Genomic DNA, 26,362 nt, shown 5'->3' with positions numbered 1-26,362 from the left:
CGGCATACACGGGTTCTCCGGTTCCCGAGGTTGAGTGCGCTCTCGCGGGTGGTTTGGGGGCTGGTTCTTGTCTTCATCGGCACGTTCTTGATCCCGATGGGTAGCACGGCCTCGGGTCAACGGGGACAGGGTCGCGAAGTACGGCGATCACCATCCCTGACGCCTCCAGCGGTTTCTGACGGGCCGATGGGCAGCCGGATGGCAAGGAGGACATTCGTCGTGGTCGACATCACCGAGATCTTCGTCCACTGGTACGCGGGACGGTCCAAGACCGAGGTCGCGACGTCGCTGGGGGTGGACCCGAAGACGGTGAGGAAGTACCTGCGGCCGGCCGAGCGGTCCGGAATCGTGCCGGGCGGCCCGCCGATGGCCGAGGAGGACTGGTCCAAGCTCATCAAGGGCTGGTTCCCGGAGATGACCGACCGCAGGCTGCGGCAGATCACCTGGGGCGAGATCGATCCGCACCGCGACTTCGTCAAGGACCTGCTGGGCACGGTCAACATGTCCACGATCCACCAGCGGCTTCGCGACGAGCGCGGTCTGACGGTGTCGGTGGCCACCTTCCGGCGCTGGGTCCGGGCCACGATGCCCGAACAGGCCGACCGGGCGCGCGTCACGGTGCTGCGAGAGGAGGTCGAGCCGGGTTCCGAGGCCCAGATCGACTACGGGTTCCTCGGGCAGTGGATCAATCCCCGCACGGGCAAACGCCACCGCGTCTGGGCGTTCGTCATGGTGCTGCCCTGCTCGCGGCACATGTTCGTGCGCCCGGTGCTGAGCATGGACCAGCACGCCTGGACCGAGGCCCACGTCGCAGCGTTCGACTTCTTCGGCGGTGTCCCGCGGCGGCTGGTGCCGGACAACTTGAAAACCGGCGTCGACAAACCCGACCTCTACGACCCGAAGATCAATCGTGCCTACGCCGAACTGGCCGCGCACTACGGGACGTTGGTGGACCCGGCTCGCGCTGTCAAACCGAAGGACAAGCCGCGGGTTGAGCGCCAGATGCCCTACATCAGGGACTCCTGGTGGGCCGGGCGGGAGTTCGTCTCACTCGAACACATGCAGGCCGAGGCTGTGGAATGGGCCCGGAACGTGGCCGGCCGCCGCGAGTGCCGGCCGTTGGGCGGTGCCTCGCCGGTCTCGGTGTTCGAAGCGGTCGAGGCCCAGATGCTGCTGCCGCTGCCGCAGTCCCGGTTCACCCTCGCGCGCTGGTCGACCGCCACGGTCGGCCCCGACATCCACATCAAGGCCGGCCGCACCTTGTATTCGGTGCCGTGGAAGCTGATCGGCCGGCGTGTTGACGTCCGCTCGACCGCGACGATGGTGCAGGTGTTCCTGGACGGGGAACTGGTCAAGACGCATGCCGCACTCGAACAGGGCAAACGCACCGACAAGAACGACTACCCGCCGGAGAAGATCGCGTTCCAGATGCGGACCCCGGTCTGGTGCCGCACCCAGGCATCCGAGGTCGGCGACGCCTGCCGAGAGCTGATCGACGGGCTCCTGGAGGTCAACGCGCTCTATCGGCTCCGGGCCGCCCAAGGGGTCCTCGGCCTGCGGAAGAAGTACGGGGACCACAGACTGGAGGCGGCCTGCGCGAAAGCGATCGCCGTCGGCGACCCTTCGTATCGGACGGTCAAGGGCATCCTGGTCGCCGGCACTGAGACCGATCCCGAGCCGGAGACCGGCGACGCGGGTGCCGCCGCCTTCCTGCACGGCCCGGCCCGGCTGTTCGCCGCCGACACGACGACCGACGCGAACGACGCCGAACTCGACGACCAGGTCCACGACGCGCGGGAGGACGCCCGATGAACCCCACGAGCAACGCTCTGCGCGAGTCACTGAAGGCCCTGCGGCTGTCAGGGATGCTGGAGACCCTGGACGCCCGGCTCTCCCAGGCCCATGGCGGGGAACTGGGCCACCTGGACTTCCTGCAGGTGCTGTGTCAGGACGAGATCACCCGCCGCGAGACCGTCGCCTTCCAACGGCGCCTCCAGCGCGCGAAGTTCGAGCAGCAGGTCACGCTGGAGGAGTTCGACTTCTCGGCGTCCTCCAAGCTGCCCGCGGCCCAGATCCGAGACCTGTCCGCCCTGCGCTGGCTCCATGCCGGCGAGTCGGTGATCTTGTTTGGCCCGGTCGGAGTAGGAAAAACGCATATCGCTCAGGCCCTCGGCCACCTCGCGGTCCGCCAGGGCGCCAACGTCCGCTTCGCCAAGACCAGCCGGATCCTGGCTGAGCTCGCCGGCGGCCACGCGGACCGCACCTGGGAGAAGCGCCTGCGCGAGCTGATCCGGCCCGACGTCCTCATCCTCGACGACTTCGCCATGAGGCAGATGACCGCGCCGCAAGCGGACGACCTCTACGAACTCGTCTCCGAACGCCAGGGACGCTCACTGATCATCACCAGCAACCGAGCGCCCTCGGACTGGTATCCGCTGTTCCCCAATCCGGTCGTCGCCGAGTCTCTGCTGGACCGGCTGATCAACACCAGCCACCAAGTCATCATGAACGGGCCCAGCTACCGGCCCAACAAGCGGCCCCGCACCCCAGCGGACAGACCCGAGAAGAAGCCCACAGCAAAGTAGCGATGGACTGAATTCAGGACGCCCTGGAACTTGACCGTCCTGAATTCAGGCCACATCCTGGTGTTCATGGACACCAAGGACACGATCACCGACCTGACGGCTATCCGGGACAACTTCCTCGGCGAGCGCAGGCTCCTCGTCGCCGCCATGACGAGCGCGTCCCGCAAGGGAGTCTCCGCGAAGGAGATCGCCCGGGCCGTCGCGCCCGCCTTCGGACGCGACCAGGTCCTGCAGTTCCTGGCCGCCACCGCGCTGCGCGACTCCGCCCGAAAGGCCCTCATGGAGGCCGGTCTTCACGGCGTGGTCGACGTGTCGGTCACCGGCATCGATGCGCCCCGCGAGGCGCACCTGCGTCTGTCGGCGGACCCGGCGGAGATCCCTGACTTCGCGACGCTCCCGCAGCGGATCCGAGAGGCTCTCCGCGACTACCTGATCACGCTTCACCTGCCGAAGGGCGGGAACGACGAGGTCGCCATTGAGGTGATCGACGAATCCCTGCTCGACGCAGAGCCAGTGCGGCTCGTCCGACTCGAACCCCGCCTCTGACGCGGACCATCACCCGGGGAGCTCGGGATCCCCGTGATCCCAGCCCCCGGGAATTACGTGATCGTCCACACTGTGATCACGCGGATCTCGTCGTCCGTCAACTCGGTGAGCAGCTGAGGTACTGCTCGGTCAGGTGGTCGGGGATGGACATCAGCCAGCCGTAGACCTCGCCCCGGCGAGGCTGTCAGGTCCACGTAATTGCCCCTGCTCATCTTGGTGCCCGTGAGCCGGCGGTGGCCTCGACGATCGGGGTGGTGATGACGACCTCGGAGGTCTGCTCCGAGACCGTCATGACCTTGCGGCACATCTGGAGGTTCAGCAGCTGGTCCACGCCGCCGAGCTCGACGTCGGCGGCGACCGAGTCCCCAGGCCATGACGACGGAGTAGACGAACTCGGCGACGGACAGCCCGTGGCTCGGCGAGTCGGGTGCGGAAGCGCCCGGCGCGTAGGGTTCAGTCGAACCATGAACCGAAAATGGAACCCTGGGAGACGCTCAGTCCTGTCATCCGGGAGTACAAGTCCACCGCCTGATCCTCGGTTAGCAAGCAAATGTAGTCACACACCGCACGACTGACCCTTTCTTCGTCGGCCCACAGGTATCCACCTGAGTCACACTCTCGCATCAGCCGCGCATGGAATTCCTGCAGCAATATTGGCCACTTTCCTGAACCCATGCGCCCAGCCTTTGGGTCGTAGACCTTCAGCAGCCCGTCAAACAGTTTCCCGACGATCTTCTTCTGCCCTTCTTGGGCAAGGGCGAGCTTCGGTCTTTCGATTACATGAAAGAATGTTAGTTGCTTTAGGACCTCTGCTTGACGCTGCTCCTTATCCCCCACGGTTACCGTGGAGGGGGAGGTGACTTCGACGGCGTTCATGAAGCGCGTGATCAGCTTGTTCAGTATTTTGTACAATTGGACGCGATCCGCTCTTGTCTCGCCCCAGGCCGTTTTCGGCATGTCATCCTTGATGGCGCCGTATGCGGCCTGGAAGTCTGGCCACTGACTTTCCGGCCATTTCAGGTTCGATGCGGCGTATTCGAAGAACTTTTCCTCTCGATCGCTGAGGGCGTCGAGCGGCATCAGTCCGGCGCGGAAATAGTCGTACACATCGTGGGTGACGTAGGAGATGTCGTCCGCCCAGTCCATGAGCACAGCGGCGGCACTCCGTACCTGGCCGCAGCCGCACGGGGGCTCGTCGCCGCCTTCTGGGTGACTCCGGGCGAATTCGAAATCAGACTTCTCGCTGCGATAAACTCCCCACTTTTCTCCGTGAGTGCGATCATGCCACTGCGGGGGATCCCCCTCGTGGACAGCGGTCACGTAGCGTGGATACTTTAGTATTGCGTTAAGGGTCGCCCGAGTGAGATCGAGTCCGTCGTATTCTTCGGCGCGGACTGCGAGCTTAGTGACGACGCGGAACGACTGTGCGTTTCCTTCGAATCCGCCAAACGCAGACATTCTCCTTTCCATCACCTCTTCTACGGCGTGACCGAAAGGAGGATGCCCGATGTCGTGAGCCAATCCTGCTGACTCGACGATGTCGGGGAGGCATCGTCTGCTATCCAGGGATAGCCCTCCGTGAAACTCGGCGTTCTCATCGAGTAGCCGCTGGGCCAGGCGTCGACCTATCTGGCCTACTTTCAAACTGTGCGTGAGTCGATTGTGTAGCAGGTGCTGCTCGCGAACAGCCGCGACTTGCGCCACTCCTGCGAGCCGTCGGAATGCCGAAGAGTAGAGAAGTCGATCGCGGTCACGCTCGAAGGCGTCACGCCGATCCCTGGGATCTTTAGCGGGGGATTCCTCGCGGTTTCTTTGCCTATAGAACTCGGACAGCTCGACGGTCATGGCCGTAGCCCTTCGTGTCGTGCATCGCAAGCTGTACCTCCAGCATCGCCCGCGGAGGCATGTTCTGCTCGTCAAGCCGTCTGGGCCGAGCCGCACGCCGAGGACATGTGCATAGCCAGGCAGCGGGGAACTTCTCATGAACATGTCCGCATCCGCATCCGCATCTTGGGCTGACGAGCATCGTGGGCGTGGTGCGGAGTCGAATGGCTGCTGCCGATCCCGTGGACCGGTAGAACTCGCTTACGACCGACAGCGTCTGGTTGATCGTGGCCGGTGTGGTGCCCACTCCTGGGCACCGCCTTCTGGTCCGGGCGTTCACCGTCCCCGCCCGGCCAGGTCGAGGTCTGCGACGGTGGAACTTGTTCTGCTGCAGCCACAACGTGAAGTCCCGTGCCTCCCCACTGGTCGCCCGGTTCCAGGGCTCAACCGCCCACAGGAGACGGAACCAACGCAGCAGGGCAGGCGCGTACGCCTCGATCAAACGGCTCATGGCGCCTATCCGCTCCTGCGTCGGACAACTGGCCCGATGGTATGGATTCGCACCCTTGTTATCGCGCGCGCCGTCGGGGATGGGAGAGCTCGGATGACCCCTGGGGTTACGCCGATCCGACGGCCTTGTCTACGGCACGGCTGACGCGATCGCGGAGTGCGTCAGCGGAGACGTATGAGAGTGCCTCGGCCAGCGAATCGAGTGCGGAGGCGAACTGGCTCTCCTGCTGGCGCACGTGGGCTTCAAGGAAGGAGACCACGGCGCCCGTGGCGCTGCGGCGGGCCTGCCGTGCGTACAGCACGGTGAGAGAGAAGGCCCAGCAGGCGTGAAGGAAGCCGTATACGGGGCGAGGAGTTTCCCGCCAGGGGGAGAAGAAGGTGACGTCGGCGGGGAGGCTCACGTCGTGCGCGGCCAAGGCGTCGTTGAGCCAGTTGTGGGCGGCCTCGTGGATCAGGTCGCGGGCCAGGACCTCGGGGTGGGCGGTGTAATCGGTGAAGACGGTGCCGGGGAGGCGGGTGAGGGCCCAGCTGTGGAGCGTCTCGTCGAGTCGGCGACGGTTGAGCAGGCAGACGACGGGGGCGTGCTGGGTGAGCAGGGAGCCGAAGCCGTGCTCGGTCGCGGCGGCGAGGGCGGCACGAACGAGGCCAAGTGCCTCGGGTGGGGCAGGGCTGGTGTCGGGGCCTACGAGGTAGTACGCGGTTTCGGAGATCTCCGAGCGGAGCAGGTCCGCGGGGCGCGGGGTGAGCACGATGTGCGGGCCGGCCGACAGGTGGGTCAGGTCTCGCACCGTCGTACGGCGGTACCAGGCGAGGCGGTCCGCGTCCCGGGCGCGCGCCGCGTGTTCGGCGCCTTCGAGTAGGTGGTGGGTCACGGAGTAGTCGAGAGCGGACGAGCCGAGGCGGTTGCCGAGCACGGAGGCGATGCGGTTGGTCCGTTGGCGCTGGTGGTCGGCGATACCGTCGAGGGCGACCAGGGCTTCCGGGGAGAGAGCGCTCATCTGGGGCTCCGAGAGTGGACGGGGCCGGACCGGGACGGGCCCGGCCCCGTGGCGGGTCAGGACTCGGTGGTGGGCTCAGCGGCGTCGTGCTGCACCGTGGTGGCCAGCCAGGTCTCGGTGGCCGCGTTGGAGGTGTGCGCGGTGGTGCGCACGGGGTCGCTGTCGCGCAGGGACGCGACTGCCTCCAGGAACTCGTCGAACGTGTTGTCTTCTGCCACTGCTCTCTCCTCTGGTCGGGGCTGTGGGTTGGGGGAGGGATGGTTGCGGGGCGGGCCGCGGGGGCCGGTCATGGTGGCGAAGCCTCCTACTCGGAGACGAAGAGCGTGAGGAACTTGCGAACGCGGCCGGCGCGGACAGGTTCGGTGCCGTGGACGAGCTGGCTGCCGAAGACCACGAGCGTGCCGGGAGCGGGTGCGACGCTCCATCGGGTGCGGGGCATTGTGCGGAACCAGGGGGAGGACATGTCCGTCCCCTCGTGTGCGAAGCGCATTCCCGGGGCGTAACCCGATCCGATTGGCGCCTCGTCGGCGGTCCAGACGGCGTCGCTGCCCGTGGTCTCCACGTAGAACGCGCCACCCGTGTCGTGGACGTCCGTGAGTGTGACCGTCGCGGCGGCGATCTGGCGGGGACGGGTGAGGGGATCGGGGGCGATACCGTCGGCATGTGCGGTGATGTACTGGTCGGCGCCGTATTCGAGGTAGATCCACGGCCGGTGGCCGGTGACCGACGGCAGCGCGCGCGTGATCGAGGCCATGTGGAGCTTCAGGGCCTGGTCGAGGAGGTCGGTGGCCTCGTACGGGATGTCGGCCATCTCGATCCGGCCGGCCGGCTCGTAGACGTCCTGCGCCTCGGCGGGGGAGTGCCCAGGGATCTCGTGGATGGTGGTGCGGCGGGCCGTTCCGTACCGGTCGCGCCCGAGGGAGCCGAGCGTGTCGTCCATGACGAGGTTGAGTCGCTCGATCTCGTCCGGCTTGAGGAAGCCCTCCACAGTACGGATGGACAGAGTCTCGGCGATGTGGATCACTGCTCGCCTCCGCACGCGCACGGGGTGGAGGGCGGGGCAGAGGCGGCTTCGGCCAGGGCCACCGTGAGTACGTGCACCGCTTGGGCGAGGTCCTCGAAGTACTCGGCCGACGTGGTACCGGCAGCGGGCACGAGATGCAGGTCGAGCGTCGGATAGATCCGGCCGGTGGTGCGGCACGTGAGTTCGCTGCGACCGAGGACCAGCGAACACGCCCCGGGCAGGGAGGACTCGGCTCGGCTGGCGGCACGGCACAGGCGCACCGCTGTACGCGCGTACTCGGCGCGGTCGCGCGGCAGGATGCCGACCGAGAGGAACCGGGGCTCGTCTCCGGGGAGGTCGGCGTAGGCGTGGCCCTGGCAGCTGTCATAGGTGACGGTGTTCCAGCCTGAGGTGAGCGCGTCGACGATCGGGCGGATGCCGGGCTCGATGCCCTCGTACCACTGAGGATGGTGGGGGTCGAGATCGTCTGCCTCGTGCACGCCGGGGAGGCCGACCGTGTTGATGTTCCCGTTGGCGCTGACCTGCAGACGCGCGGGTGAGCGGGGAGCAGTGGGGTCGTCCCAGCGGGCCAGGAAGGCGGAGACGTGGTGCATGTTGTTGGGGCGGACGGGACGCCAGCGCAACCGGGAACATGACGCACCGGGCGGGAGGTCTGGCTGGGCGAGGAGGGCGGCGACGCCGTCGATCAGGCGTATGCGGTGGTCGCAGTACGCGTCCTCGTCGCCCGCGGCGGCGAAGCGGAGGCGGACCGCCGGGCAGCCTGCGCCGCAGGTGTCGCGGTAGTCGCAGGTCGTGCACTTCGTGACCAGGGAGCGTGCCTGGTGAAGCAAGGGAGAGCCGCCCTGGGCGCTGGCCACGTCCGCCTCGGCGTGTACGTCGCCGAGCGCGGCGAGGCCGGCCTGCGGCCAGGGCAACTCGTCACAGCTTCCCAGGCGGTCATCGGGATAGAGGGTGAGGACGTGGTCGCACTTCAAGTCGGAGAAGTGACAGGAGCGGCTCCGCAGACCCTTCAGACGGCGGATGACTGAGACGACGGGCTCCAGCTTGACGCGGCGGAACAGGCCGTCGGCGACCCAGTGGTGGGCGGCCTCCAGCACGAAGTCGGCGTACTGACGCGGCGTGACGGCCCAGGCCGGGCCGGTGGGGCCGATGGCCCTTCGCTGGAGTTCCCGGCTGGTCGGCACACGGGTTCCGGCCACAGTGGTCGACCGGGTGACCGCCGCGTCGAAGCACGGCACCAGGCTGACCGTCTTCACGGCGGGAAAGGAGGCGAGGTGCTTCATGACGTCCGAGGCCCGGCCGAGGACGTACGGGGTGACGGCGCAGATGATGCCGACGTCGCGTTCGCGACGGCCGAGGAGTTCCAGGGCTTCGACCACTCGGGGATACGTGGGGCGGCCGTCGTAACCGACGCGCCACGAGTTCCCGAGCGCGTCGCCGTCGAGGGAGACACCGATCTCCAGCTCCGGGCAGTGCCGCTCGAAGAGATCCAGCCAGGCGTCGTCGAGCTGAAGGCCGTTGGTCTGGAGGCTCACGCGGATGACGTTCGGCTGTGCGGAGAGCGCGTCCAGGATCTCCGCGATCCGTTCCCGGCCAGCGGTCAGGGGCTCCCCGCCATGGAGTTCGACGCTGAGCGGACGCCCGGAGAAGATCGAACCGAGGCGGTGGACCTGTGCCGCGCTGATCCGGGTGCCGCCCGGTGACTCCTTGCGCTTCTCGAAGCAGTACAGGCAGTCGATGTCGCAGGTCTCCCCCCGGAGCTTCAGGATGACGGAGACCGCGGTGTCCGGACCGGTGCTCAGCAGCGGGGCGTAGAGACTCTCCAGGTCGGTGGGTGCGGTGCGGGTGACGGACATCAGAGGACTCCCGAGGAGGAGAGGCGCGGTCTACGCGCCATCGGTGGAGACGGTGGACAGCCACCCGAGAAGCTGTCCGCCGGTGATGGGGATGTGGACGTCGCCGCGGCGAAGGAACCACCCGTCGGCGTACCGCTGGGGCAGCCAGCCGGCATCAGGGGCAACCAGGTTGGGAGGCTTCTGCAGCGGGTCGTCGACGGGCCAGCAGCCCAGGAGCGCTCTGGTCACGCGTCGCTGAACCGGACGGAACCACTCCCACGTTTCCGCGCGGGCCGGGTCGATCGACGGACGGAACGGAGCGCCGGCAAGCAGCGGCAGCCACTTGTCGCCCAGGACCGGATGACCAGCCGCCGCGCACTCGAGCGCGGTGAGGCAGATCTCCAGCTTCCGGCACACGACGCCGGCGGGTTCGGCCAGGCCGTCCTCGACGAGGCCGGTCAGGTCCTCTGCGAGACTCGCCGCGACTTCGGCCTGGTCGGCGACCGCCCAGAGTCGGTAGCCGTGGCGCTCCCCGGGATCGAGCACCGGATCCCAGCGTCCGGAGTCGTACGAGAGAGCGGTGCGCAGACACATGAGGTCGCGCATCGAGGCGCGTACCCGGCGGAACGATCCGAGGTCGTCGCGGTGGACGTCGAAGGAGCGGAGCAGGTGGCGGAGTTCCTCCGCCCGCTGCGGCGCCTCCGCCTGGAGGTCGACACGGACGCCGTCCACGATGCGTGACTCCCATGCCGGTAGGGCGCCGTCCACGATGCCACGCAGATCGATATCGCTCGCCGCGTGGGCGAATCCGCAGGCGAGGGCTCCCTCCAGCCAGACCTCACGAGCCTCGCCGGACGCGAGCAGCGCCTGGGCGACTCTGTCGGCGATCTCCCGGCGCAGTCGTGCCGATGGGTTCACCGGGGGCCTCCTTCGATCAGGATTTTGTCGTCGGCGGTGATCTCCCTGAGGAGATCTATGGCCCATATGTCGAGCGCGCCGCGCACGTCGGACCGCTGGGCACCTATGTGAGGTGAGGCCAGGAGGTTGAGCGGCGTCGTGGAGTCAGTGAGGAGCGGCAGGTGCTCCCGCTCGACTGGGTCGAGGGCGAGGCCCGAGAGCCTCCCATCCGCCAGCGCCCGCAGGCAGGCGGCGACGTCGAGGGTCTCCAGCCGCCCTGCGCAGATGAGTAGAGGCCGCTGCGGAGCGACGCGTGCGAGGAAGTCCTCGCCGATGAGCTGTTCGGTCGTGGGACGCAGCGGCAGAGCGATCACGTGTACCTGCGACTGCTCCATGAGGGCTGTCGGCGACAGCTCCCGCAGACCGGGAGGGTTCGATGGCCACGCGGCGAAGGCCGTCCGACCCAGGAAGGGGGCCAGGGCCCAGTCGGCGGCCAGCCCCACCGGGCCCGCGCCCCAGATACCTGCGGCCAGGGTGCCGAGTGACGCTCCCATGCACGCCTGCTTCTCGTGCCGGCCGAGCAGGAGCGCGTGCTGCCCCAAGGGGATCCGTCGGGCCAGGGCGAGGGCAGCGGCGAGGACCCACTCGCCCACGGCGTCCGCGCCGGCCTCGGCGTTGCGGTGCAGCGTGATGCCACGGTGCCGGAGGGCGTTCACGTCGATGTGGTCGATGCCGGAGCCGGTCCGTACGACGTGCCGTAGGCGGGGGAGCGCGTCGAGCTCCCGCTCGCCGAGTCGGACGCCGGAACGCAGGACGACCACGGCCGTGTCGGAGGCCAGAGGCGAGTTTAGGTCCAGTAAGTCGTGAACAAGAACGCCGGGCAGCGCGCGGCGGATCGCACCCGCATCCGCCGCTCCGCGCACCACGAGGACTGCGCTCATCCGAGGGACTCCGGCTTCTCGTACCGGCCGAAGGCGAGATCGCCCTCGCCGACGACGACGGTCACGGGCGAAGGCGTGCCGAAGTACGCGTCGCAGGCGCGCTTCACCCCCGGGAGCCCGTCCCAGGCCCGCGGATTGACGGCCGTGTCCGCGTAGTCGTCGACGAGCAGCACGCCCGTCGGCACCAGGCGGGTGATGCAGTGCGTGAGTCCCGTGAGGGTCGAGTCGTAGAAGTCGCCGTCCAGGTAGGCGAACGCGATCTCGCCGGGCAGCTCCTCGGGAAGGGTCTCGTCGAACCATCCCGGATGGATGACCGGCGCCGGCCTGCCCCAGGCCGCGTGCGTGGCGCGCACGTCGTCCGGGGACGACCGGAGCTCGCCCGCCGCCAGATGGTCCGAGTCCTCGGAGCCGGGCGCGGGCATGCCCTGGAAGGAGTCGTAGACATGGATCTCGCGGTCGCGGTCGCCCAGCGAGTCGAGCACGCTACGGATCCAGATGGCCATCGCGCCCCTGTAGCAGCCGAGTTCCACCACGGCTCCGGGCAGACCGCGGGCGGTCAGGTCGGCGAGCTCGTCGGCGATCACGCGGAGCCGGTCGGCACAGACCGTCCCAGCGTGCTCCCGCAGCAGCCACTCCCGCAGATCCTTCAGCATCGGATCCATGAAGGTCACCACCTGTCCACGAAGGGGTCGGCGAGCTCCCCGCTCAACGCCGCCGACAATGGGCTGTTGATCCGGGGCAGCAGGTACACGTCGCCCAGACGTTCCAGCGGAACCCACTCGAAGCCCACCTGGATGGGGTCCGGCGGTTCCGGCATGCACGGCTCGGCGTCGTCCACTTGCTCGGCGAGGAAGTTGAACTGAACCTTCTGCACGTCCCCGAACTCGCTCTGCCACGACTCGGGGACGTACTCGACGACGCACAGCAGACGCCGGGCCACGACCTGGAGGCCGGTCTCCTGTGCGACCTTGCGGTTCACGGCCTGGCGCAGATCCTCGCCGACCTGGGCTTTGCCGCCGGGAAGGTTGTAGTGGAACCCAGTCTCGTCGTCGTACGACAGCAGCAGGACGGCGCCGTCGCGCACGATCGCCGCCTTCACGGAGACACTGATCCGAGGCAGCTCGGGTGTCAGACGCACGACAGCGCCTCCGGCTCGCCGACGCGCATCAGGTCACCGACCTCCGCCAGAGACCCCGCGACGGTGGAGCGGAAGCTCCCTCCGCGCCGGAACTGACGGGCGGCGGCGCGCATACCCGCGAGGGCGGCACGGCTGAGCTGGTTCGCGTAGATGCAGAGGTGGAAGCCGGCCTCGCCGAGTTCGGCGGCGCTCAGGTCGGGGAACGCCGTGGGCACGCTGACCAGCGGCACGCCGTGATTCCACGCTCGCCCGATGGCTCGCGCCTGCTCACCGGTCGCGTCCTTGGAGTGGATGAGTACCGCATCCGCTCCGGCCTCGGCGTACGCCTCGGCACGGGCGATCGCCGTGGCCATGTCCTCACCGGCGATCAGGGCCTCGGTGCGGGCCACGACCACGAGGCCGTCACCGGCGATCTTCCGTATGCGCCCCACCTGCTCGCACAGCAGATCCCGGTCGGCGAGACTCTGAGCCCGGTGGGCCGCGAAGCTGTTGCACTTCGGGTACGCGCTGTCCTCGACACACACCGCCGCGGCTCCGGCACGCATTAGGTCGGACGCGAACCGCTCCGCTGTGCGCCCCGAGCCGCCCGCGTTGTCGATGTCCACGACGACGGGCAGTTCGGTGACACGGCCGAGCGCGGCGACCACGTCGGACAGGTCCCGGGGGCCCAGGACGTTGGCGTCCGGCAGCCCGGAGGCCGCGGAAACCTCCAGGCCGCTCACCCACAGGGCGTCGAAGCCCGCTTCCGCCGCGACGTGCGCGGCGAGCGCGTTCACCGCACCGATCGCCAGGAGCGGGTGCTTCCGCTCGCTGTCGCCGAGGGCCTCGCGCAGACGCGTCGCCTTCGTGCCGTCAGCCATGGGTCTCTCCTCTTTCCGTGGGGGCGGCGAGCGACGGCACCAGCTGCCGTTCTCGCAGTACGTCCCAGGCGGTGAGCAGCACCTCGGACCGGGGCCGGCGGGCGTCCAAGCGGACCACGTCGCCGAGGAGCGGGAACTCGTCGGGCTTCGTGACCACGGCCTCGTAGGTCTCGCGAACCCGGCTCTGGACGTCGTGCACGTCCCAGTCGGCCCGGACGGCGTCACCCTGGCGGGCCTGCGCCCGGCTCATCGAGGCGTCGGTCTCCAGGTCCAGGACGAGCGTGAGATCGGGGGCCACGGCGAGCTGCGCGGCCAGCGTCTCGTACGTCTCCGACGCCCTCATATCGTGCTTCACGGCGAAGAAGGCCAGCTCGCTGAGGAGCCAGCGATCCGCGATCACGGGCCGGGCCGTCCGCTGGGGGAGCACGAGACGATCCAGCGTGGCCCGCTTGTCCGTCGCGATCGCGGACAGGTAGGCGTCACGGTTCCCGGCGTTCGGCTGGTACTTGCCCGTGACGATGGCGGCGGCCTGGTCGGCGGCGAGGAAGTTGGTCGTGAGCATGCACAGCGGGGGGACGCTGTAGAGCCCCTCCCAGAGCCGGAACAGGCCCTTGCGCAGCGTCGTCTTGCCGGTGCCGTCGAGCCCCTCGATGACGATGAACGGATAGCGGTGGTTCATTCGACCTGCCCCGCTCCCGTGCCGCCGGCGTACTTGGTGAAGCGGCCCCGCCAGCGGGCCGTGGTGGACACCAGGTCCACCAGCCGCAGCTCCGCCAACTCGTCGATGAGACGGGGCAGCTCGGGCTCGACGCAGATGCCGGCCTCGATGGCCCGGCAGTACGCGGCGCGGAGGGCCGGGTCGTCGTCGGAGTCACGCAGCGCTGCCTCCAGCACCCGCGTGGCCATGCCGTGGGCCACGACGCCCACTGCGTTGCCCAGGGCCTGCTCATGGAGCGAGCCCGGGTGCGGCTCCAGCGTGATGTGGTGCACCCCGCGGTGGCGGATCACCGCGAAGAAGCCCACCCACCACGCGGCGGCGGCGCTGACGGCGGTCACGGCGTCGGACCATGCCGCCCCGGACTGCTCCGCGAGGATGCTCTGGGCAGCGGTGTCGGCGGCGCGGTGAAGCTCCCCGCGCCGGTTCCGCGACTCCGCTCCGTGCCGCTGGGGCAGCTCCCACCAGAAGCCGAGCTCGGCGTCCTCCAGCAGTGTCATTGCGGACTCGTCGCCAGCCGGCAGCGGCGACGGGCGCTGGGCCAGCACGGAGACATCGGCGCCCGGCACGTCCGGCAGCGTCTTCCTCTCGGTGACGGAGGCCCGCCATTCGTCGAGATGGAGATGGAGCCGCTGGGTCAGCAGCCCGTCCGCCAGCGTCTGCCAGGCATGGGCCAGCGGCGGCGAACCGGGGGGCCGTGGCGGCAGGGTCAAGGAGATCACAGGTCGGATCCTCACGTCCGGGGAGTCGCGGCACGCGGCTCCGGTCGGTGGTGCTCCACCACGATGGCCGCCACGAAGGCCCACGCCTATGAGTGTTTATGAGCCCCACCAGCGGAACGTGTCCGGGCGGTCGCAGAGCGAGGGAGAATGCCGACCATGGTCGACAGCGGACAGCGGCGGTGCACACGCTGCGGTGCCCTTCTCAGTCGCTTCAACGCCGGTACACGATGCGCCTCGTGCCAGGACGGGCCGGCCGCCCGACGGGCCGACCCGGCCTTCTGGCGTGATCCGACGGTCAGGCGAGCCGTGGCCGCATGGGAACTCGGCACCGTCGTCAAGCTGTTCAGGAAGCACACCGGCCTCTCCCAGGCGGGCGTGGCGCGGATGGTCAGCATCGACCAGGCCGAGGTCAGCAGACTGGAGCGCGGGCTCAAACAGATCCGGGACCGACGGCAGTTCGTCCAGTGGACCGATGCGCTGGGAGTCCCGGAGGAGCTGCTCGGGCTCCTGCCCACGGCCGATCCGCACATCCCGGACTCCACGGGCCGACCGGGGATGGCGGACACCGGAGCGCGTGGGTACGCGGCGTTGCCCGAAGGTCCGGGCCAGCTTCTGTTACCCGCCGGCCGGTCCGTCTCGACGACGGCGATTCCCGTGCTGACCCTCCCCGCGGCCTCCTTCCTCGGGGACAGCCTGCGACTCGACTCCCGCCCGGAGCTGGACGCCTGGCGCACCATGCCGATGCGCGCGCTCGTCGTCGCGAACCGCACGGTGGACGGGGCGGTCCGGCAGTTCGTCACCGACGGCCGACCGAGCGGTGTACGCGGCACCGCCTCGGACCCGGTCGACATCCCCGCCGCGTACGAACTGGACGACCTGACCTACGGCATCCTGTGGGCCATGTCGGGATTCGAGGCGGCACTGCTCGGCGACGACCAGACCCTGCACACCTCGCTGGCTTCGCTCACCGCTTCCCCAGGCTCGCCGCTCGCCTCCGACCTCGGCCTGACCGAAGTCTCTCGGATGCTGATCGGCTCGGAGACCGCTGCCCGGTACATCCTGGGCCACCGTGACCACCTGGGCGACGAGCCCGTCTTCTGGACCAGGGAACAGCGCGGTGAGGAGGCCGCTACCTGGCTGTTCTTCCGGCACAAGTACCAGTACCTGGAACGAATGGCGCCCAGGCGTCCGGGTGGTACCAGCGGTCGGGGGTTCTGCGTCCCCGAGACGGCGGTCGCCTCCTCGCCCGCGTACGAGCGCGTTCTGCTCTTCCTCGCCATCGCGCTCATGGAGTCCTTCGGCATCCGCACCTGGGTGACCGACGACGGAGGATTCGCCCACACCGACGGCTTCGCGCTCTCCCACGGGCGCCGGGCCGTCATCGCCACATGGGTACGGACCGAGGGCGCGTCCCACCTCGCGGTCATCGCGCGGCCGGGAGCCCTGCGGACGTTCGCCGATGTGACGAGCCACGTCAGCCAGCACTCGGCCACGGCGGCCGATCAGGCAGGACAGCGCCTGGCGGCGACCGCGGAGTACCTCGGCCTCGACGCCTCCTGGCTCGGGCGACGGTGCGCACAGTTGTCGGCGGCCGGTACGGAGCGGCTGGCCCGGCCGCGCAGCCGGTTGCTCGGCCTCGAAGGGCTCGAAGCTGCCTGCCGGTTCGTGGCCGAGCAGTTGGTGATCATTCCGCGTACCCGGACGGCGCCGACCCGATAGCCTGCGTGAACCACTCGTGAGACCGCGCTCGGCGGCGTCCGGACAGGGGAGCAGGGGATATGACGGAGTCGGTCAGGAACGTGGCGGTCTTCTCCCTCGGCGGCACGATCGCCATGACCACGGATCCCACCACCGGAGGCGTCGTACCCGCGCTCTCGGCCCACGAACTCCTTGCCGCGGTACCCGCCCTGGCCACGAGCGGCATCGGCCTCAAGGTGCGGGACTTCCGACGTCTGCCCGGCGCCTCCCTGACCTTCGAGGACCTCACCGCACTGGCGGCCGCGATCACGGCGGAGCTGGAGACCGGAGACGTCGACGGCGTCGTCATCACCCAGGGCACCGACACCATCGAGGAGACCGCCTTCCTCCTCGACCTCTACCACGGCCACGAGCAGCCGGTCGTCGTCACCGGCGCGATGCGGAACCCCACCCTGCCTGGTGCCGACGGTCCGGCCAACCTCCACGCCGCCGTCCTGGCCGCCGCCGCTCCCGGACTCAGCGGCGCCGGCTGCCTCGTCGTACTCGGCGACGAGGTCCACTCGGCACGCACCGTCCGCAAGTCCCACACCACCAGCCCCGCCGCCTTCACCTCACCAGCAAGCGGCCCGATCGCGCGGATCGCGGAGAACCGGGTGCGGATGGTGGGCGGCCTGCCGTCCCGCGGACCGCTGGTGGGCGCCCCCGGCCGTGAGGCGCGCGTCGGGCTCTACACCGTCACCTTCGGCGACGACGGCACCCTGCTCGACCTGTGGGACGGCAACTGCGACGGACTCGTGGTCGCGGCCTTCGGCGTCGGCCACGTCCCGGAGCGCCTCGTCGAAGGGCTCACCAAGCTCGCGTCCCGCATCCCCGTGGTCCTCGCCTCCCGCATCGGCAACGGACCCGTCCTCTCGGACACGTACGGCTTCCCCGGCTCCGAGAGGGACCTCCTCGGACGAGGGCTCATCGGCGCCGGAGACCTCGGCCCGTACCAGGCGCGGCTCCTGCTGCAGGCCCTGCTCGCCCAGGGCGCCGACGGGGCCGCGGTCCGAGAGACCTTCACCACCGCCTCCACCCGCTGACCCCACCTCTTCAGGAGACACCCGCGCATGCGTGCTCACGAGCTGACCGTCGGCCGTACCTTCGGCGTCACCTTCGACCACGGGGAGGACTTCTTCGAGGCGCTGTCCAGCTTCTGCCGGGACAACGGCGTACGGCAGGGCTACATCCCCTCGTTCATCGGCGCCTTCGCAGAGGCCGAGATCGTGGGTGCCTGCGAGAAGCTCGCCGACCCGGACGCACCGGTCTGGGCGAAGACGTACGTCACCAACGTCGAGGCGTTCGGCGCCGGCACCCTCGCCCACGACCCGGCCACCGGCGGGATACTCCCGCACATCCACGTCTCCGCCGGCCTGAAGGCCCAGTCGGCCGACGGCAGGACGAGCCACCTCCTCAGCGCCAAGGTCCAGTTCCTCAGCGAACTGCTGATCGTGGAGGTCACGTCGCCCACGATGACCCGGCCTCGGAACCCCGACCTCTACGACGTGCCGCTGCTCACGTTCGGCTGACCGGAAGGAGCCGGCGAAGCCAGGGGTGGTTGGGCGCGATCACGTTGATCGCGTTCGCCAGCCAAGCGCGTGCCGGAGCGTCGAGCAGCGGCAGCACAGCTTCGAAGTCGGTCTCGTCCTTGTCCCGGGTCGCCTTGGCCTTGTAGAAGAGCTGCACCTCCGGCGCGAGATACGGGATGCCCGTCTCACTCGTCCGCCCGAGTCGGTTGATCGGGAGCCGGATCTCCGGGGTGCGCCGCGAGACCCACTGGGTGCCCTCAGCCTCGTCCAGCATGAGCTGCACGGACCAGGGCGCATTCGGCGTGCGGCGGCACCAGATGTCGTGGAGCGGAGGCCGAAGGACCTCTCCAGGACTCCACGGTCGAAGCTGTCCCTGGCCGGGCGGGTCCGCCACGTACAGGTCCCAGTCGGCCAGCAGTTCACGTACGAGGGCCTGGTCACGCCGGAGGACGAGCACGTCGAGATCGCCGTGTGCGCGCAGCTCGCGGCCGACCGCGAGTTCGATCGCGTAGCCACCGGCGATCCACCACGGGAAGTCCGCCTTGGCGAAGACCGTGGCCACATCCTCGGGACTGTCCGGTACCCAGCGTCCCAACACGTCAGCACTCACGCGCCCATACTCCCAGTGACCGGACGAGCGGAAGTGAAGGTCGGCGGCGGGTCGGTGATGAGGCTCGTTGAAATTCCCCACCCTGTGCTCAGGGTTCCCCAGATCTGCTCACTTAGATTTCCCACCCTGGCGCGCTGCCCTGAGGACGGGCGCCACTCGGGAGGACCGCCGCCTTGCCAGATCCGCCGCGAGCTGGCCGACCGTCTCACCCCGGGGCGTGAGATCCAAGGGCTGCAGCAACTGCAGGTAAGTCCCCGCCGCGTGGACCTCCGCAGTAGTCAGCAGCGGCAGGCGAGGAGCGGACGGGGAGTCGGCATTGGCGAAGGGATCCATGGTCAGGGCAACCCCGCTGACGGCCAGCGAGACATGACGAGGCATCCACTCGAATGAGTGAAGGACCTCTGGCTCGGCAACAGAAGCCGCGTCCCGGACATGGCATGATCCCCGCACTGCTATCAACCGTGGGGGCATCATGCGCTTGACGAAGGAAGTCCGCCAGCAACTGCTCGATCAGAACGAAGGATTCGAGCTGAGGACCAGCAGCGTGCAGAAGAACCTCACCGAGTACCGGACGTACAGGATCAGCGGAGGGCAGCTGTACATCCGGTCCAGCGGTAAGACCTCCTGGGCGGACAGCCGCTTCGACGAAGAGCGCCCCGCCACCGACGAGCAGACCCACCGATTCCTGTACGAGTACCAGGGGCGCCTCAACACTGACGGACTGTAGGCACCCCAGCCGGCACACGACGAAGCCCGCCACCCAGCGGTGGCGGGCTTCGCAGCGTCTCAGGTCGGGGTCGTCCGGGCCAGCAGCTCCCGCACCATCACCTCCCGCTCCAGGCTCGACAGCCCGGGCGGCAGATGCAGCACCATCAGCCGGCCACCAGAACCGCGGTTCCCAGGAATCCGGGTCCGTGATCTACGACTCGACCGCCCCGACATCAGCAGCCGCGATCAGCTCATCAACCGGACGGCACGGCCCGCACACTGCACGAGCGGGCGACCCCGACCATCGTTGCCGATAGCAACCGAGTGGGGAACGAAGAACAGCTCTGGCCGATTTCAAAGAGTCTCTTCACCGGCGGCCTCGCTGGAGCTGGAGCGCCTGTTGCTCGCCCGCCCTGCGCTCATAAACGCCCATGAGCTTCGGGGGCACCGGCGGCCATCGTTGAGTGCGTGACTCGCGACCGGCCTTGTGGGCGGTGCTTGAGCCACGATGCTCCCGGGGCCGCGTCCGAAGCCGGGGTGCGTCCTGCGGCCGTACGCCTTTCGGCGGCGTACCTGACGCACTTCCGTGACCACGTCGCAGCCCCGGGAGACGGCCACCGACGTCACCCACAGGAGGTCCGCCGCCCGATGATCAGCGCACCGTCCGCCGCTCTCGGCCTCGTGTACCGCTGGACCGACAACACCATCAACCCGACCGGCGAAGCCCGCGCGGTTCTGCGACGTGTCCTCAAGGACCTGGGGCTGTCCGGGGACGTCATCAGTGACGGCGTCCTGGCCGTCTCGGAGCTCGTGGCGAACGCGCACGACCACGCGTGCGGCCCGTACGAGGTGCACGTCCGCTCGGCCGCCGGAAGGTACATCTGCGAGATCCATGATGGGGATCCTCTGCTCCCCCCGGGCCTCTATTGCGGTGCCACGTCGTCGCCGGGCGCCGAACCAGCCGAGGCGGCGAGCGGGTTGCTCGTCGAGCGTGGACGGGGCCTGCGCATCGTGAACGAGTTGGCTCAGGGGCAGTGGGGGTTCCATGTGACGGACTGCGGGAACAAAGCCGCCTGGGTCGTGCTGGCCGCGGCTTCTGGGCCGATGGCGACTCGCGGCAGCCAGACCTGATGGAGTGAGCTGCCTCGGCCACATCCGCGTCGCGTACGACTACAACGGCTCAGACAGCAGCTTGATCCCTAGGCTGCGGCGTTCGCGACCTTGGGCGTGGACACATCGGCCTGCCCCATGGCCCGGTCGATCGCGATCTCGATGACCACCCGCTCCGGGTCCGGTGCTGGCGTCCGCCCGTATCGCTTTCCGTAGCGAGCGACAGCGTCGGCCACTGCGGCTGCGTCCGTGCGCACTTCAGCCGTGCCTTCCAGCGTCGCCCAACGCCCTCCGTCCACCTGGCAGACGGCGGCGCGTGCTTGGCCGGGAAGCGCCGCCTGTACGTTGGCGACTTTCCTACTCTATTTGCGGGTGATAACCCGCGCGATGCCGGCGGCGGCGTCCACGGTGACCCCAACAGGCACGACATGTGGACGGCCATCTGGGCGGAGTGTGGTCAGAGTGCACAGGTGGTACTCATTCCAGAACTCCAGGTAGTCAGTTCCTCTGCGGTGTATTTCGGCGTGCATGCCTGGAAGCCTAATCGCGAGTGATGTCCTGACTGTCCGAAAGTGGCCCTGGCCACACCCCTCCTCCCTTATGAGAGGTGGGGCTTTTCGGTGCTGGATGTGCCGATTCGGTGCAATTGCTCGCGATGAAAGCGTCTCGGATCGGTAACGAAGGCAACCCCTCTTGAGGCGCTTGGCATGGCCACATCGTTCGTGAGAACTGCCAGCTCAAAAGCATGATCTACAAGTAGGTGTGCTGATTTAGTGTGATTTGGTGCTTCGATGCTGCTGCGACCCGGTAGGTGCTTTCCAGTCGGATCTTGATGCGGCTTCGCGTAGTGTCCGATGAAGTCCCCAGAGCCTGCCCGGGATGCTTTGTGTCGTGTCATTGCTCGTTCGCGTCAGTGACTTCGATGTCTGAGGACTCTTGGGCGCGCGCCCGTTGTGGTTCACGGATCAGGTCCTTCGCGGCCTGGATCGACGTACTGCCCTCGATACCCGTGATCACTTTCGGCTGCGCCGTGCAGCGGGACTGGACATGGTCGGAACGGGCGCGGCCGTCGCCCGGCTTCGTGTCGGAGCAATCCACGGCTGGTGCGAAGGGGATTTACTCATGTGGCCGGGAAGAACTGACCGCGGCGCGGCTGAACACAAGGTGCCTGTGCAGGGCGGACTGAGCCGTCGGCGCTTGGGGCGGTGGCGTACCGCGCAGAAGCGGACGGTGGAGCGAGACCTGCACCGTCGGCTGCGTCACGAGCTTCGTGACCTCGGCGTTCAGCCGCCGCTGGACGTGAAGGAGCTGTGCCGGGCGCTCGGCGAGAGGCGAGGACGGCCGATTGTCCTGCGGCCCTTTCCGCTGGAGAAGCCCGGACCGTCGGGGCTGTGGGTCGACACGCCTCAGATGGACGTGGTGCTCTACCAGCAGGAAACGACCCCCCTGCATCAGGATCACATCATCCTGCACGAGGTGTTCCACATCATCGTGGCGGAGGACGAGCAGGCCGAGGAGGAGCAGGAAGCTCCGGACGACTTCGTCGAGGGCTGGGCCACGATGATCCCGGTGCTCGATCCCGCGCTGATCCGGCGTGTGGCCCGCCGATGCTCGTACGACGACGGGGAGGAGTGCGCCGTCGAGCTGGCGGCCACGATCATCCTGGAGTGGTCGTCGGTGCTTGACCATGTCGCCCCGATGACGGAGGACCCCACGGTGCAGCGAGTACAGGCGGCCCTCGGCGACCGACGAGGATGGCTGTAACCCATGACCGAACTGATCCTCCTGGGCCTCGCCGCTGCCGTGGCGTGGAAGCTCTACCAGTGGTCGCGGGCCCCGCAGGACGCGCCGCTGCGTTCCGTCACCCTGTGCCTGCTCACCGCCCTGCTGTCCTACCCCTTGGCCATGCCGGGTGGTGCTTCGGGCGTCGACACCGTGGCCGGGCACGGCACGGCGAAGCTCGTGCAGAACGTGCTGCTCCTGCTGACGGTCTACTTCCTGATGTGCTTTTACCTGTACTCCGCCGACGGGCCGACCGCCCGTCGACGGGCCCGACGAGAGGCCGTCGTCGTCGCGCTGGTGGCCGTGGCCATCGTCGTGGCCGCGGAGACGGTTCCCCATGACGTCTTCGCCGGTTCCTTCAGTACGGCGGACATGACGATCCCGCAGATCGCCTTCTTCTACGGCGTCACCGGCCTGTACCTCATGTACGCCCTCGGGGTCACCGGTCGGTGGACCCGCCAGTACGCCCGCATGTCGCGTCGCCCGCACGCGACGGGATTGTGGATGGCCGCCGTGGGGCTGAGCGCGATGGCGGTGGCCTGCGCGGTCCGCGCGGTCTTCGTGGCCGTCCGTTGGAGTGGCGGGACCGTCCCGCAGCCGCTCATGGCCGGCGTCGCGGTGTTCCTCGTCGTGTCCATCCTGCTCTTCGTCGCCGGTGTCACCTATGCGGGGGCCCGCGCGAGGGTCACCTCGGCGCGGCTCTGGCTGCGGCGACGCCGTGACCACCGACGCCTGGCCCCGCTGTGGCAGCTGCTCACCGACGCGTACCCCGAGAATGTGCTGCGGCCGGCTTCTGCGGCTCTTTGGGATCGTTGGAGGGCGCGTGGCGTGCACCGGCGCTACCACCGGCGGATAGTGGAATGCCGGGACGGGCTGGTTGATATCAGCCCGTATCTGGCTCGCGAGGGTGAGGACGCCGAAGTCCTCTCCCTCCCCCCTGCCGTGCTGGCGGACCGCCTTCGCCGAGCCGTGACCACGATCGGGATGGACGCCCGTCCGGCGCGCCAGGCCGTACCCCTGGCAATGCCCCAGGCTGATGACCGGGACGCGGACGTGCGTCAGCTGATCGCGGTATCGGACGCGCTGCGCCTGTCCGCCTGACCGTCGACGATCAAGGAGGCCGAGATGCTGATCACCGCCCGCCGAGTCCTCGTGGGCCCTGGAACGTATCTGGACGATGGCGCAGTCCTCGTCGAAGGCGACTCGATCACGGCGGTTGGGCCACGCTCGCAGATCGCGGAGCGGGTCGGCTCGGACAGTACGCACCTCGCGTTCCCCGAGGGCACGGTGGTGCCCGGTCTCATCGATGCACACGTGCACCTGGTGTTCGACGGCGGCGCGGACCCGGTGGCCACGCTCCACGAGTCGAGCGACGAGACCCTGCTGAAGGACATGCGCCGCCGCGCGGAACAGCTTCTCTCCAGCGGCGTGACGACGGTGCGTGACCTGGGAGACCGCAACGGCCTCACCCTCCAGCTGGACGCGGAGATCGCCAGCGGCAGCACTACCGGTCCCCGGATCGTCTCCGCCGGCACACCCGCGACCCCGCCTGGAGGCCACTGCCACTTCCTCGGCGGTGAGGTCACCGGGGAAGCCGAGGTCCGCGACCTCGTACGGCGTAACGTGGAGGCGGGCGCCACCGTGATCAAGGCGATGGTGACCGGAGGCGGTCTGACCAAGGGCGGGCCGAAGAGCTGGCAGAGCCAGTTCTCCCCGGAAGAACTCCAGGCTCTGGTGGACGAGGCCCACCAGGCCGGCCTGCCGGTGGCCGCCCACGCGCACGGTACGGACGGCATCACCGCGGCCGTCGAGGCCGGGGTGGACACGATCGAGCACTGTACGTGGATGACGAGCGACGGCTTCGACCTGCGGCAGGACGTCCTGAAGCAGATCATCGACCGGGGCATCGCGGTCTGCCCGGCTGTGAGTCCCCACTGGCAGATGCTCCCCCGCTTCTTCGGCGAGGAGCGGGCGGCGGCCATGTTCGACCTCGTACGGCAGATGGCGGAGGCCGGAGCCAAGCTCATCGTAGGAACCGACGCGGGAGTCCAGCGCACAGGGTTCGACGGACTGGTGCCCGCCCTGTCGTTCTACGCGCACCTCGGGCTGCCGAACGGCAGGATCCTCGACATGGCGACTGCCGACGCGGCCGATGCGCTCGGACTGGGCGGGACGACAGGCCGGATCGCTCCGGGGTTCCGCGCGGACCTGCTGGTGGTCGACGGAGACCCCCTCGAAGACCTCGGCGTTCTGAAGGCGGTCCAGGCCGTCGTCGCCGAGGGGCGCCTACGCGAGCCGGGCAAGACGCCGGAGCACGACTAGCCACGCCGTGATGCCCGCAGCGCAGGAGCTGCGGGCAGGCGCTTACTCGCCGGCGTCCGCTTCCTTCTCCTCAAGCTCCGCCACCAACTCGTTCACCAGAGCCATCGCCTTCGGTGACAGCCCCTGAGAGCCCAGCCCCCGAGCCCTCACCCGGCCCACGGCCCCCTTCTTCGCGGCTGCGAGGAGTTGAAGACCCTCATAGACCTGAGCAGCCACGGCGGCGTCTGGCTCGAAGTACATCCGCGAGACGCCCACGACGGCTGAGAGCGCGTCCAGCACCGCCGGCGACGCGGTCCCGGTGATGCCTGTACGGAGATCCCGGAAGCCTTCCTCGGTGATGATCTGCGCTCCGGCGTGAGCGTTCACCGCGTTCGCCATCTCCGCATCCGAGGGGGGCCCCTGGGGGCCGGGATACGAGCTGTTCAGGAGCAGGGTGATCTTCTCGGCCAGCGATTCGGGAGGGGTGCCGAGGGCCGAGGCGCTCCCGGTTCCCGACGGTGCGGGTTCGTCAACCTGCACACCCTGCGCCTTGGCGATCGACCGGGCCTCCGCTCGCCGCAGCTCCTCCGGGCTGACCCCGTACGCCGCCGCCAAGGCCGGGACGTACTTGTCCTTGAGACGTCGCTCTCCGCGTTCGGCCGCCGCTACTGGTCCGGCGCTCTTGGTTCCGATCAGCTCAGCCGTCTCGTACTGGTAGTAGCCGGCATCGCAGCGCAGGTCAGTCAGATCGGGCGGCCCAGACCGCGGGAACAGGTCGTCTACGTCCCGTCCAAGCGCGCGCGCCAGCGCGGGCAGTTTCTCCGGATCGGGAGTCTGCGCGCCGGTCTCCCAGCCGGCGACCGCCGAGTCGGACACTCCCAGCGCCTCGCCAACGGCAACCTGGTAGATCTCGGCGGCTCGCCGTACCGAGCGCAGTCGACCTCGGTCGAAGTGACGAGCAGGCATCGGACCTCGTTTTTTGTGCAAACTGGAGTCGATCCAGTGCGTTGACTTTTTCTTCGGTCGGGAATAGTTTCAGCTTAGCGAAGAGCGGGCGGCGTTGCACGCTTGCTCGATCTTCGTTTTCGAACCCTTCCACGGCTCTGGGTCGCGGGAGGGAGAGATCGGAGTCCCCTGCGACATCCAGTGCGCGGAGAACTCTCAGAACGGATTGGTGGCGGGACTCGCCTCTCGGGCTTTGGGAAGTGCTCGGCTTCGGCCCGGAGAGACACGGAGCCCTCTTCGGCAGCTTGGACGCCGAGCGGGGGTGCAGTGTCCGGGCGGGCCGTGAGTCGCCACCGCCCACCGACCTAGCGGCATATGTCGAGTTGGCGTCGAATCGGCTCAGCACCCGCTGCCAGCTGGAGTGTTGACCGCCGTCTGCATATGTTGCTGGTCCCTCGGCGGGAAACGCCGACGTCAGGTCAACACGTGGGAGGGAAGTAGGAACCACCCCAAGCGCCACGGACGCGCTTCCTCGAGGGGAAATGAAACCGGCGCCCAGAAGTTAGCCGCTTCCGGACGCCGAGCCCGCCACCCGAAGGGGGCGGATCCATAACTGGAGCGGGTCGGCTGACCTTTTCGACGAGAACGGCCGTCCCACTTCACCTACGAGTGAGGAATTCTCGCATGCCCGAGTCCCGGAACGGAAGGGCACACACCGCCCAGCCCGTCCAGGTCACCGACCCTGCCAACGGATCCCGCCGGCGTCGCCTGGCCACCCTCCTCGCGGACATGGTGCCCGGTGCTCGCACCATCCGCGTCTCGCAGCGTGAACCCGAGCGGACCTGGCCCAGCCCCCATACCCGCGCTTACGACGAACAGGGGCGCCCTGTCGCCCTCAACCGGGCCCAGGGCCTGACGGCCGCACGCTGGGTGATGCGCACCCACCCCGATGTGAACTGGAACGAGGCATACGACCTCGACCTCACCAACGGTGTCCTGCGTCCCGCAGCCGAGGCGTACGCGGTCGCGGACGGGAGGCGCTGAC

General features: G+C 68.6%; 28 protein-coding genes and 1 pseudogene. 12 read left to right on the top strand and 17 right to left on the bottom strand.

The features are described from left to right. Positions 1 to 219 precede the first annotated feature (219 nt). The 3 genes from istA to QRN89_RS10050 all read left to right on the top strand — a co-directional run bounded on the left by istA (position 220) and on the right by QRN89_RS10050 (position 3,131). The gene (gene istA, locus QRN89_RS10060) at positions 220 to 1,812 is read left to right on the top strand and encodes an IS21 family transposase (protein ID WP_290349017.1); all 1,593 of its coding nucleotides are present in this window, start codon (positions 220 to 222) and stop codon (positions 1,810 to 1,812) included. Next, positions 1,809 to 2,585: an IS21-like element helper ATPase IstB gene (gene istB / locus QRN89_RS10055; RefSeq protein WP_290349016.1), complete on the top strand. Its 777-nt coding sequence runs from the start codon at positions 1,809 to 1,811 to the stop codon at positions 2,583 to 2,585. Before istA ends, istB begins: the two co-directional genes overlap by 4 nt. Before the next feature lie 66 nt (positions 2,586 to 2,651). Next, positions 2,652 to 3,131: a hypothetical protein gene (locus tag QRN89_RS10050; RefSeq protein WP_290349015.1), complete on the top strand. Its 480-nt coding sequence runs from the start codon at positions 2,652 to 2,654 to the stop codon at positions 3,129 to 3,131. Between the two features lie 208 nt (positions 3,132 to 3,339). On the opposite strand, the gene QRN89_RS10045 is transcribed toward QRN89_RS10050, so the two are convergent. The 13 genes from QRN89_RS10045 to QRN89_RS09985 all read right to left on the bottom strand — a co-directional run bounded on the left by QRN89_RS10045 (position 3,340) and on the right by QRN89_RS09985 (position 14,595). Next, the gene (locus QRN89_RS10045; RefSeq protein ID WP_290349014.1) at positions 3,340 to 3,462 is read right to left on the bottom strand and encodes a hypothetical protein; all 123 of its coding nucleotides are present in this window, start codon (positions 3,460 to 3,462) and stop codon (positions 3,340 to 3,342) included. Between the two features lie 122 nt (positions 3,463 to 3,584). Beyond that, entirely contained in the window at positions 3,585 to 4,976 is a 1,392-nt protein-coding gene (locus tag QRN89_RS10040; RefSeq protein ID WP_290349013.1) for a deoxyguanosinetriphosphate triphosphohydrolase family protein, read from the bottom strand. Positions 4,977 to 5,572: 596 nt separating this feature from the next. Further along, positions 5,573 to 6,463: an aKG-HExxH-type peptide beta-hydroxylase gene (locus tag QRN89_RS10035; RefSeq protein WP_290349012.1), complete on the bottom strand. Its 891-nt coding sequence runs from the start codon at positions 6,461 to 6,463 to the stop codon at positions 5,573 to 5,575. Positions 6,464 to 6,519: 56 nt separating this feature from the next. Then, positions 6,520 to 6,681: a hypothetical protein gene (locus tag QRN89_RS10030; RefSeq protein WP_290349011.1), complete on the bottom strand. Its 162-nt coding sequence runs from the start codon at positions 6,679 to 6,681 to the stop codon at positions 6,520 to 6,522. Between the two features lie 86 nt (positions 6,682 to 6,767). Continuing rightward, entirely contained in the window at positions 6,768 to 7,487 is a 720-nt protein-coding gene (locus QRN89_RS10025; protein WP_290349010.1) for a 2OG-Fe(II) oxygenase, read from the bottom strand. Next, positions 7,484 to 9,343, bottom strand: a complete 1,860-nt coding sequence (locus QRN89_RS10020; protein ID WP_290349009.1) for a radical SAM protein — start codon at positions 9,341 to 9,343, stop codon at positions 7,484 to 7,486. Before QRN89_RS10020 ends, QRN89_RS10025 begins: the two co-directional genes overlap by 4 nt. A gap of 30 nt (positions 9,344 to 9,373) precedes the next feature. After that, on the bottom strand, positions 9,374 to 10,240 hold the full coding sequence (locus QRN89_RS10015; protein ID WP_290349008.1) for a hypothetical protein: 867 nt from the start codon (positions 10,238 to 10,240) through the stop codon (positions 9,374 to 9,376). Further along, entirely contained in the window at positions 10,237 to 11,160 is a 924-nt protein-coding gene (locus QRN89_RS10010; RefSeq protein ID WP_290349007.1) for an NAD(P)-dependent oxidoreductase, read from the bottom strand. Before QRN89_RS10010 ends, QRN89_RS10015 begins: the two co-directional genes overlap by 4 nt. After that, positions 11,157 to 11,822, bottom strand: a complete 666-nt coding sequence (locus tag QRN89_RS10005) for a TylF/MycF/NovP-related O-methyltransferase (protein WP_290349006.1) — start codon at positions 11,820 to 11,822, stop codon at positions 11,157 to 11,159. The genes QRN89_RS10010 and QRN89_RS10005 overlap by 4 nt, the downstream gene beginning before the upstream one ends. A 5-nt stretch (positions 11,823 to 11,827) precedes the next feature. Further along, the gene (locus tag QRN89_RS10000) at positions 11,828 to 12,298 is read right to left on the bottom strand and encodes an NUDIX domain-containing protein (protein WP_290349005.1); all 471 of its coding nucleotides are present in this window, start codon (positions 12,296 to 12,298) and stop codon (positions 11,828 to 11,830) included. Continuing rightward, positions 12,289 to 13,158 carry an isocitrate lyase/phosphoenolpyruvate mutase family protein gene (locus QRN89_RS09995; protein WP_290349004.1) on the bottom strand — a complete coding sequence of 290 codons (870 nt, stop codon included), beginning with the start codon at positions 13,156 to 13,158 and terminating at the stop codon, positions 12,289 to 12,291. Before QRN89_RS09995 ends, QRN89_RS10000 begins: the two co-directional genes overlap by 10 nt. Continuing rightward, positions 13,151 to 13,837: a nucleoside/nucleotide kinase family protein gene (locus QRN89_RS09990; RefSeq protein ID WP_290349003.1), complete on the bottom strand. Its 687-nt coding sequence runs from the start codon at positions 13,835 to 13,837 to the stop codon at positions 13,151 to 13,153. The genes QRN89_RS09995 and QRN89_RS09990 overlap by 8 nt, the downstream gene beginning before the upstream one ends. After that, complete coding sequence (locus tag QRN89_RS09985) at positions 13,834 to 14,595, bottom strand: hypothetical protein (RefSeq protein WP_290349002.1); 762 nt, start codon at positions 14,593 to 14,595, stop codon at positions 13,834 to 13,836. The genes QRN89_RS09990 and QRN89_RS09985 overlap by 4 nt, the downstream gene beginning before the upstream one ends. Before the next feature lie 306 nt (positions 14,596 to 14,901). Here QRN89_RS09985 and QRN89_RS09980 point away from each other — a divergent pair, with 306 nt between their 5' ends. Genes QRN89_RS09980 through QRN89_RS09970 form a run of 3 tightly spaced genes read left to right on the top strand, consistent with a single transcriptional unit; the run spans position 14,902 to position 17,861 of the window. Next, complete coding sequence (locus QRN89_RS09980) at positions 14,902 to 16,314, top strand: helix-turn-helix domain-containing protein (protein WP_290349001.1); 1,413 nt, start codon at positions 14,902 to 14,904, stop codon at positions 16,312 to 16,314. 59 nt (positions 16,315 to 16,373) lie between these two features. Then, complete coding sequence (locus QRN89_RS09975) at positions 16,374 to 17,375, top strand: asparaginase (protein ID WP_290349000.1); 1,002 nt, start codon at positions 16,374 to 16,376, stop codon at positions 17,373 to 17,375. Between the two features lie 27 nt (positions 17,376 to 17,402). Continuing rightward, positions 17,403 to 17,861, top strand: coding sequence for a PPC domain-containing DNA-binding protein (locus QRN89_RS09970; RefSeq protein WP_290348999.1), 459 nt, complete (start codon positions 17,403 to 17,405; stop codon positions 17,859 to 17,861). Here QRN89_RS09970 and QRN89_RS09965 read toward each other — a convergent pair. Beyond that, positions 17,848 to 18,471, bottom strand: a complete 624-nt coding sequence (locus tag QRN89_RS09965) for a nucleotidyltransferase domain-containing protein (protein ID WP_290348998.1) — start codon at positions 18,469 to 18,471, stop codon at positions 17,848 to 17,850. The genes QRN89_RS09970 and QRN89_RS09965 overlap by 14 nt on opposite strands. Before the next feature lie 478 nt (positions 18,472 to 18,949). On the opposite strand from QRN89_RS09965, the gene QRN89_RS09960 reads away from it, so the two are divergent. Together QRN89_RS09960 and QRN89_RS09955 are read left to right on the top strand one after the other, a co-directional pair. Beyond that, positions 18,950 to 19,198 carry a hypothetical protein gene (locus tag QRN89_RS09960; RefSeq protein ID WP_290348997.1) on the top strand — a complete coding sequence of 83 codons (249 nt, stop codon included), beginning with the start codon at positions 18,950 to 18,952 and terminating at the stop codon, positions 19,196 to 19,198. Positions 19,199 to 19,827: 629 nt separating this feature from the next. Further along, positions 19,828 to 20,310 carry an ATP-binding protein gene (locus QRN89_RS09955; RefSeq protein ID WP_290348996.1) on the top strand — a complete coding sequence of 161 codons (483 nt, stop codon included), beginning with the start codon at positions 19,828 to 19,830 and terminating at the stop codon, positions 20,308 to 20,310. 68 nt (positions 20,311 to 20,378) lie between these two features. Here QRN89_RS09955 and QRN89_RS09950 read toward each other — a convergent pair. Both QRN89_RS09950 and QRN89_RS09945 read right to left on the bottom strand, forming a co-directional pair. Further along, positions 20,379 to 20,819, bottom strand: a pseudogene (locus QRN89_RS09950) (pyridoxamine 5'-phosphate oxidase family protein). A gap of 364 nt (positions 20,820 to 21,183) precedes the next feature. Next, complete coding sequence (locus tag QRN89_RS09945) at positions 21,184 to 21,387, bottom strand: hypothetical protein (protein WP_290348995.1); 204 nt, start codon at positions 21,385 to 21,387, stop codon at positions 21,184 to 21,186. A gap of 132 nt (positions 21,388 to 21,519) precedes the next feature. Between QRN89_RS09945 and QRN89_RS09940 the strand changes: the two genes are divergently transcribed. The 3 genes from QRN89_RS09940 to QRN89_RS09930 are packed head-to-tail and all read left to right on the top strand — an operon-like array spanning position 21,520 to position 24,393. Next, on the top strand, positions 21,520 to 22,053 hold the full coding sequence (locus tag QRN89_RS09940) for a hypothetical protein (RefSeq protein ID WP_290348994.1): 534 nt from the start codon (positions 21,520 to 21,522) through the stop codon (positions 22,051 to 22,053). A 3-nt stretch (positions 22,054 to 22,056) separates the two neighbouring features. Then, positions 22,057 to 23,172 (top strand): MAB_1171c family putative transporter, encoded by a 1,116-nt coding sequence (locus QRN89_RS09935; RefSeq protein ID WP_290348993.1) that lies wholly within the window; start codon positions 22,057 to 22,059, stop codon positions 23,170 to 23,172. 24 nt (positions 23,173 to 23,196) lie between these two features. Continuing rightward, entirely contained in the window at positions 23,197 to 24,393 is a 1,197-nt protein-coding gene (locus QRN89_RS09930; RefSeq protein WP_290348992.1) for an amidohydrolase family protein, read from the top strand. A 42-nt stretch (positions 24,394 to 24,435) separates the two neighbouring features. Here the strand turns inward: QRN89_RS09930 and QRN89_RS09925 are convergent, their stop codons facing one another. Then, positions 24,436 to 25,338 (bottom strand): helix-turn-helix domain-containing protein, encoded by a 903-nt coding sequence (locus tag QRN89_RS09925; protein WP_290348991.1) that lies wholly within the window; start codon positions 25,336 to 25,338, stop codon positions 24,436 to 24,438. 663 nt (positions 25,339 to 26,001) lie between these two features. On the opposite strand from QRN89_RS09925, the gene QRN89_RS09920 reads away from it, so the two are divergent. Then, positions 26,002 to 26,361 (top strand): hypothetical protein, encoded by a 360-nt coding sequence (locus tag QRN89_RS09920; RefSeq protein WP_290348990.1) that lies wholly within the window; start codon positions 26,002 to 26,004, stop codon positions 26,359 to 26,361. Position 26,362: the final 1 nt, after the last annotated feature.

The organism is Streptomyces sp. HUAS CB01 (assembly GCF_030406905.1).
GTDB lineage: Bacteria > Actinomycetota > Actinomycetes > Streptomycetales > Streptomycetaceae > Streptomyces > Streptomyces chengbuensis.
Note: the sequence above shows the minus strand (reverse complement) of the source record. Positions and strands in the feature narration are given on the sequence as shown.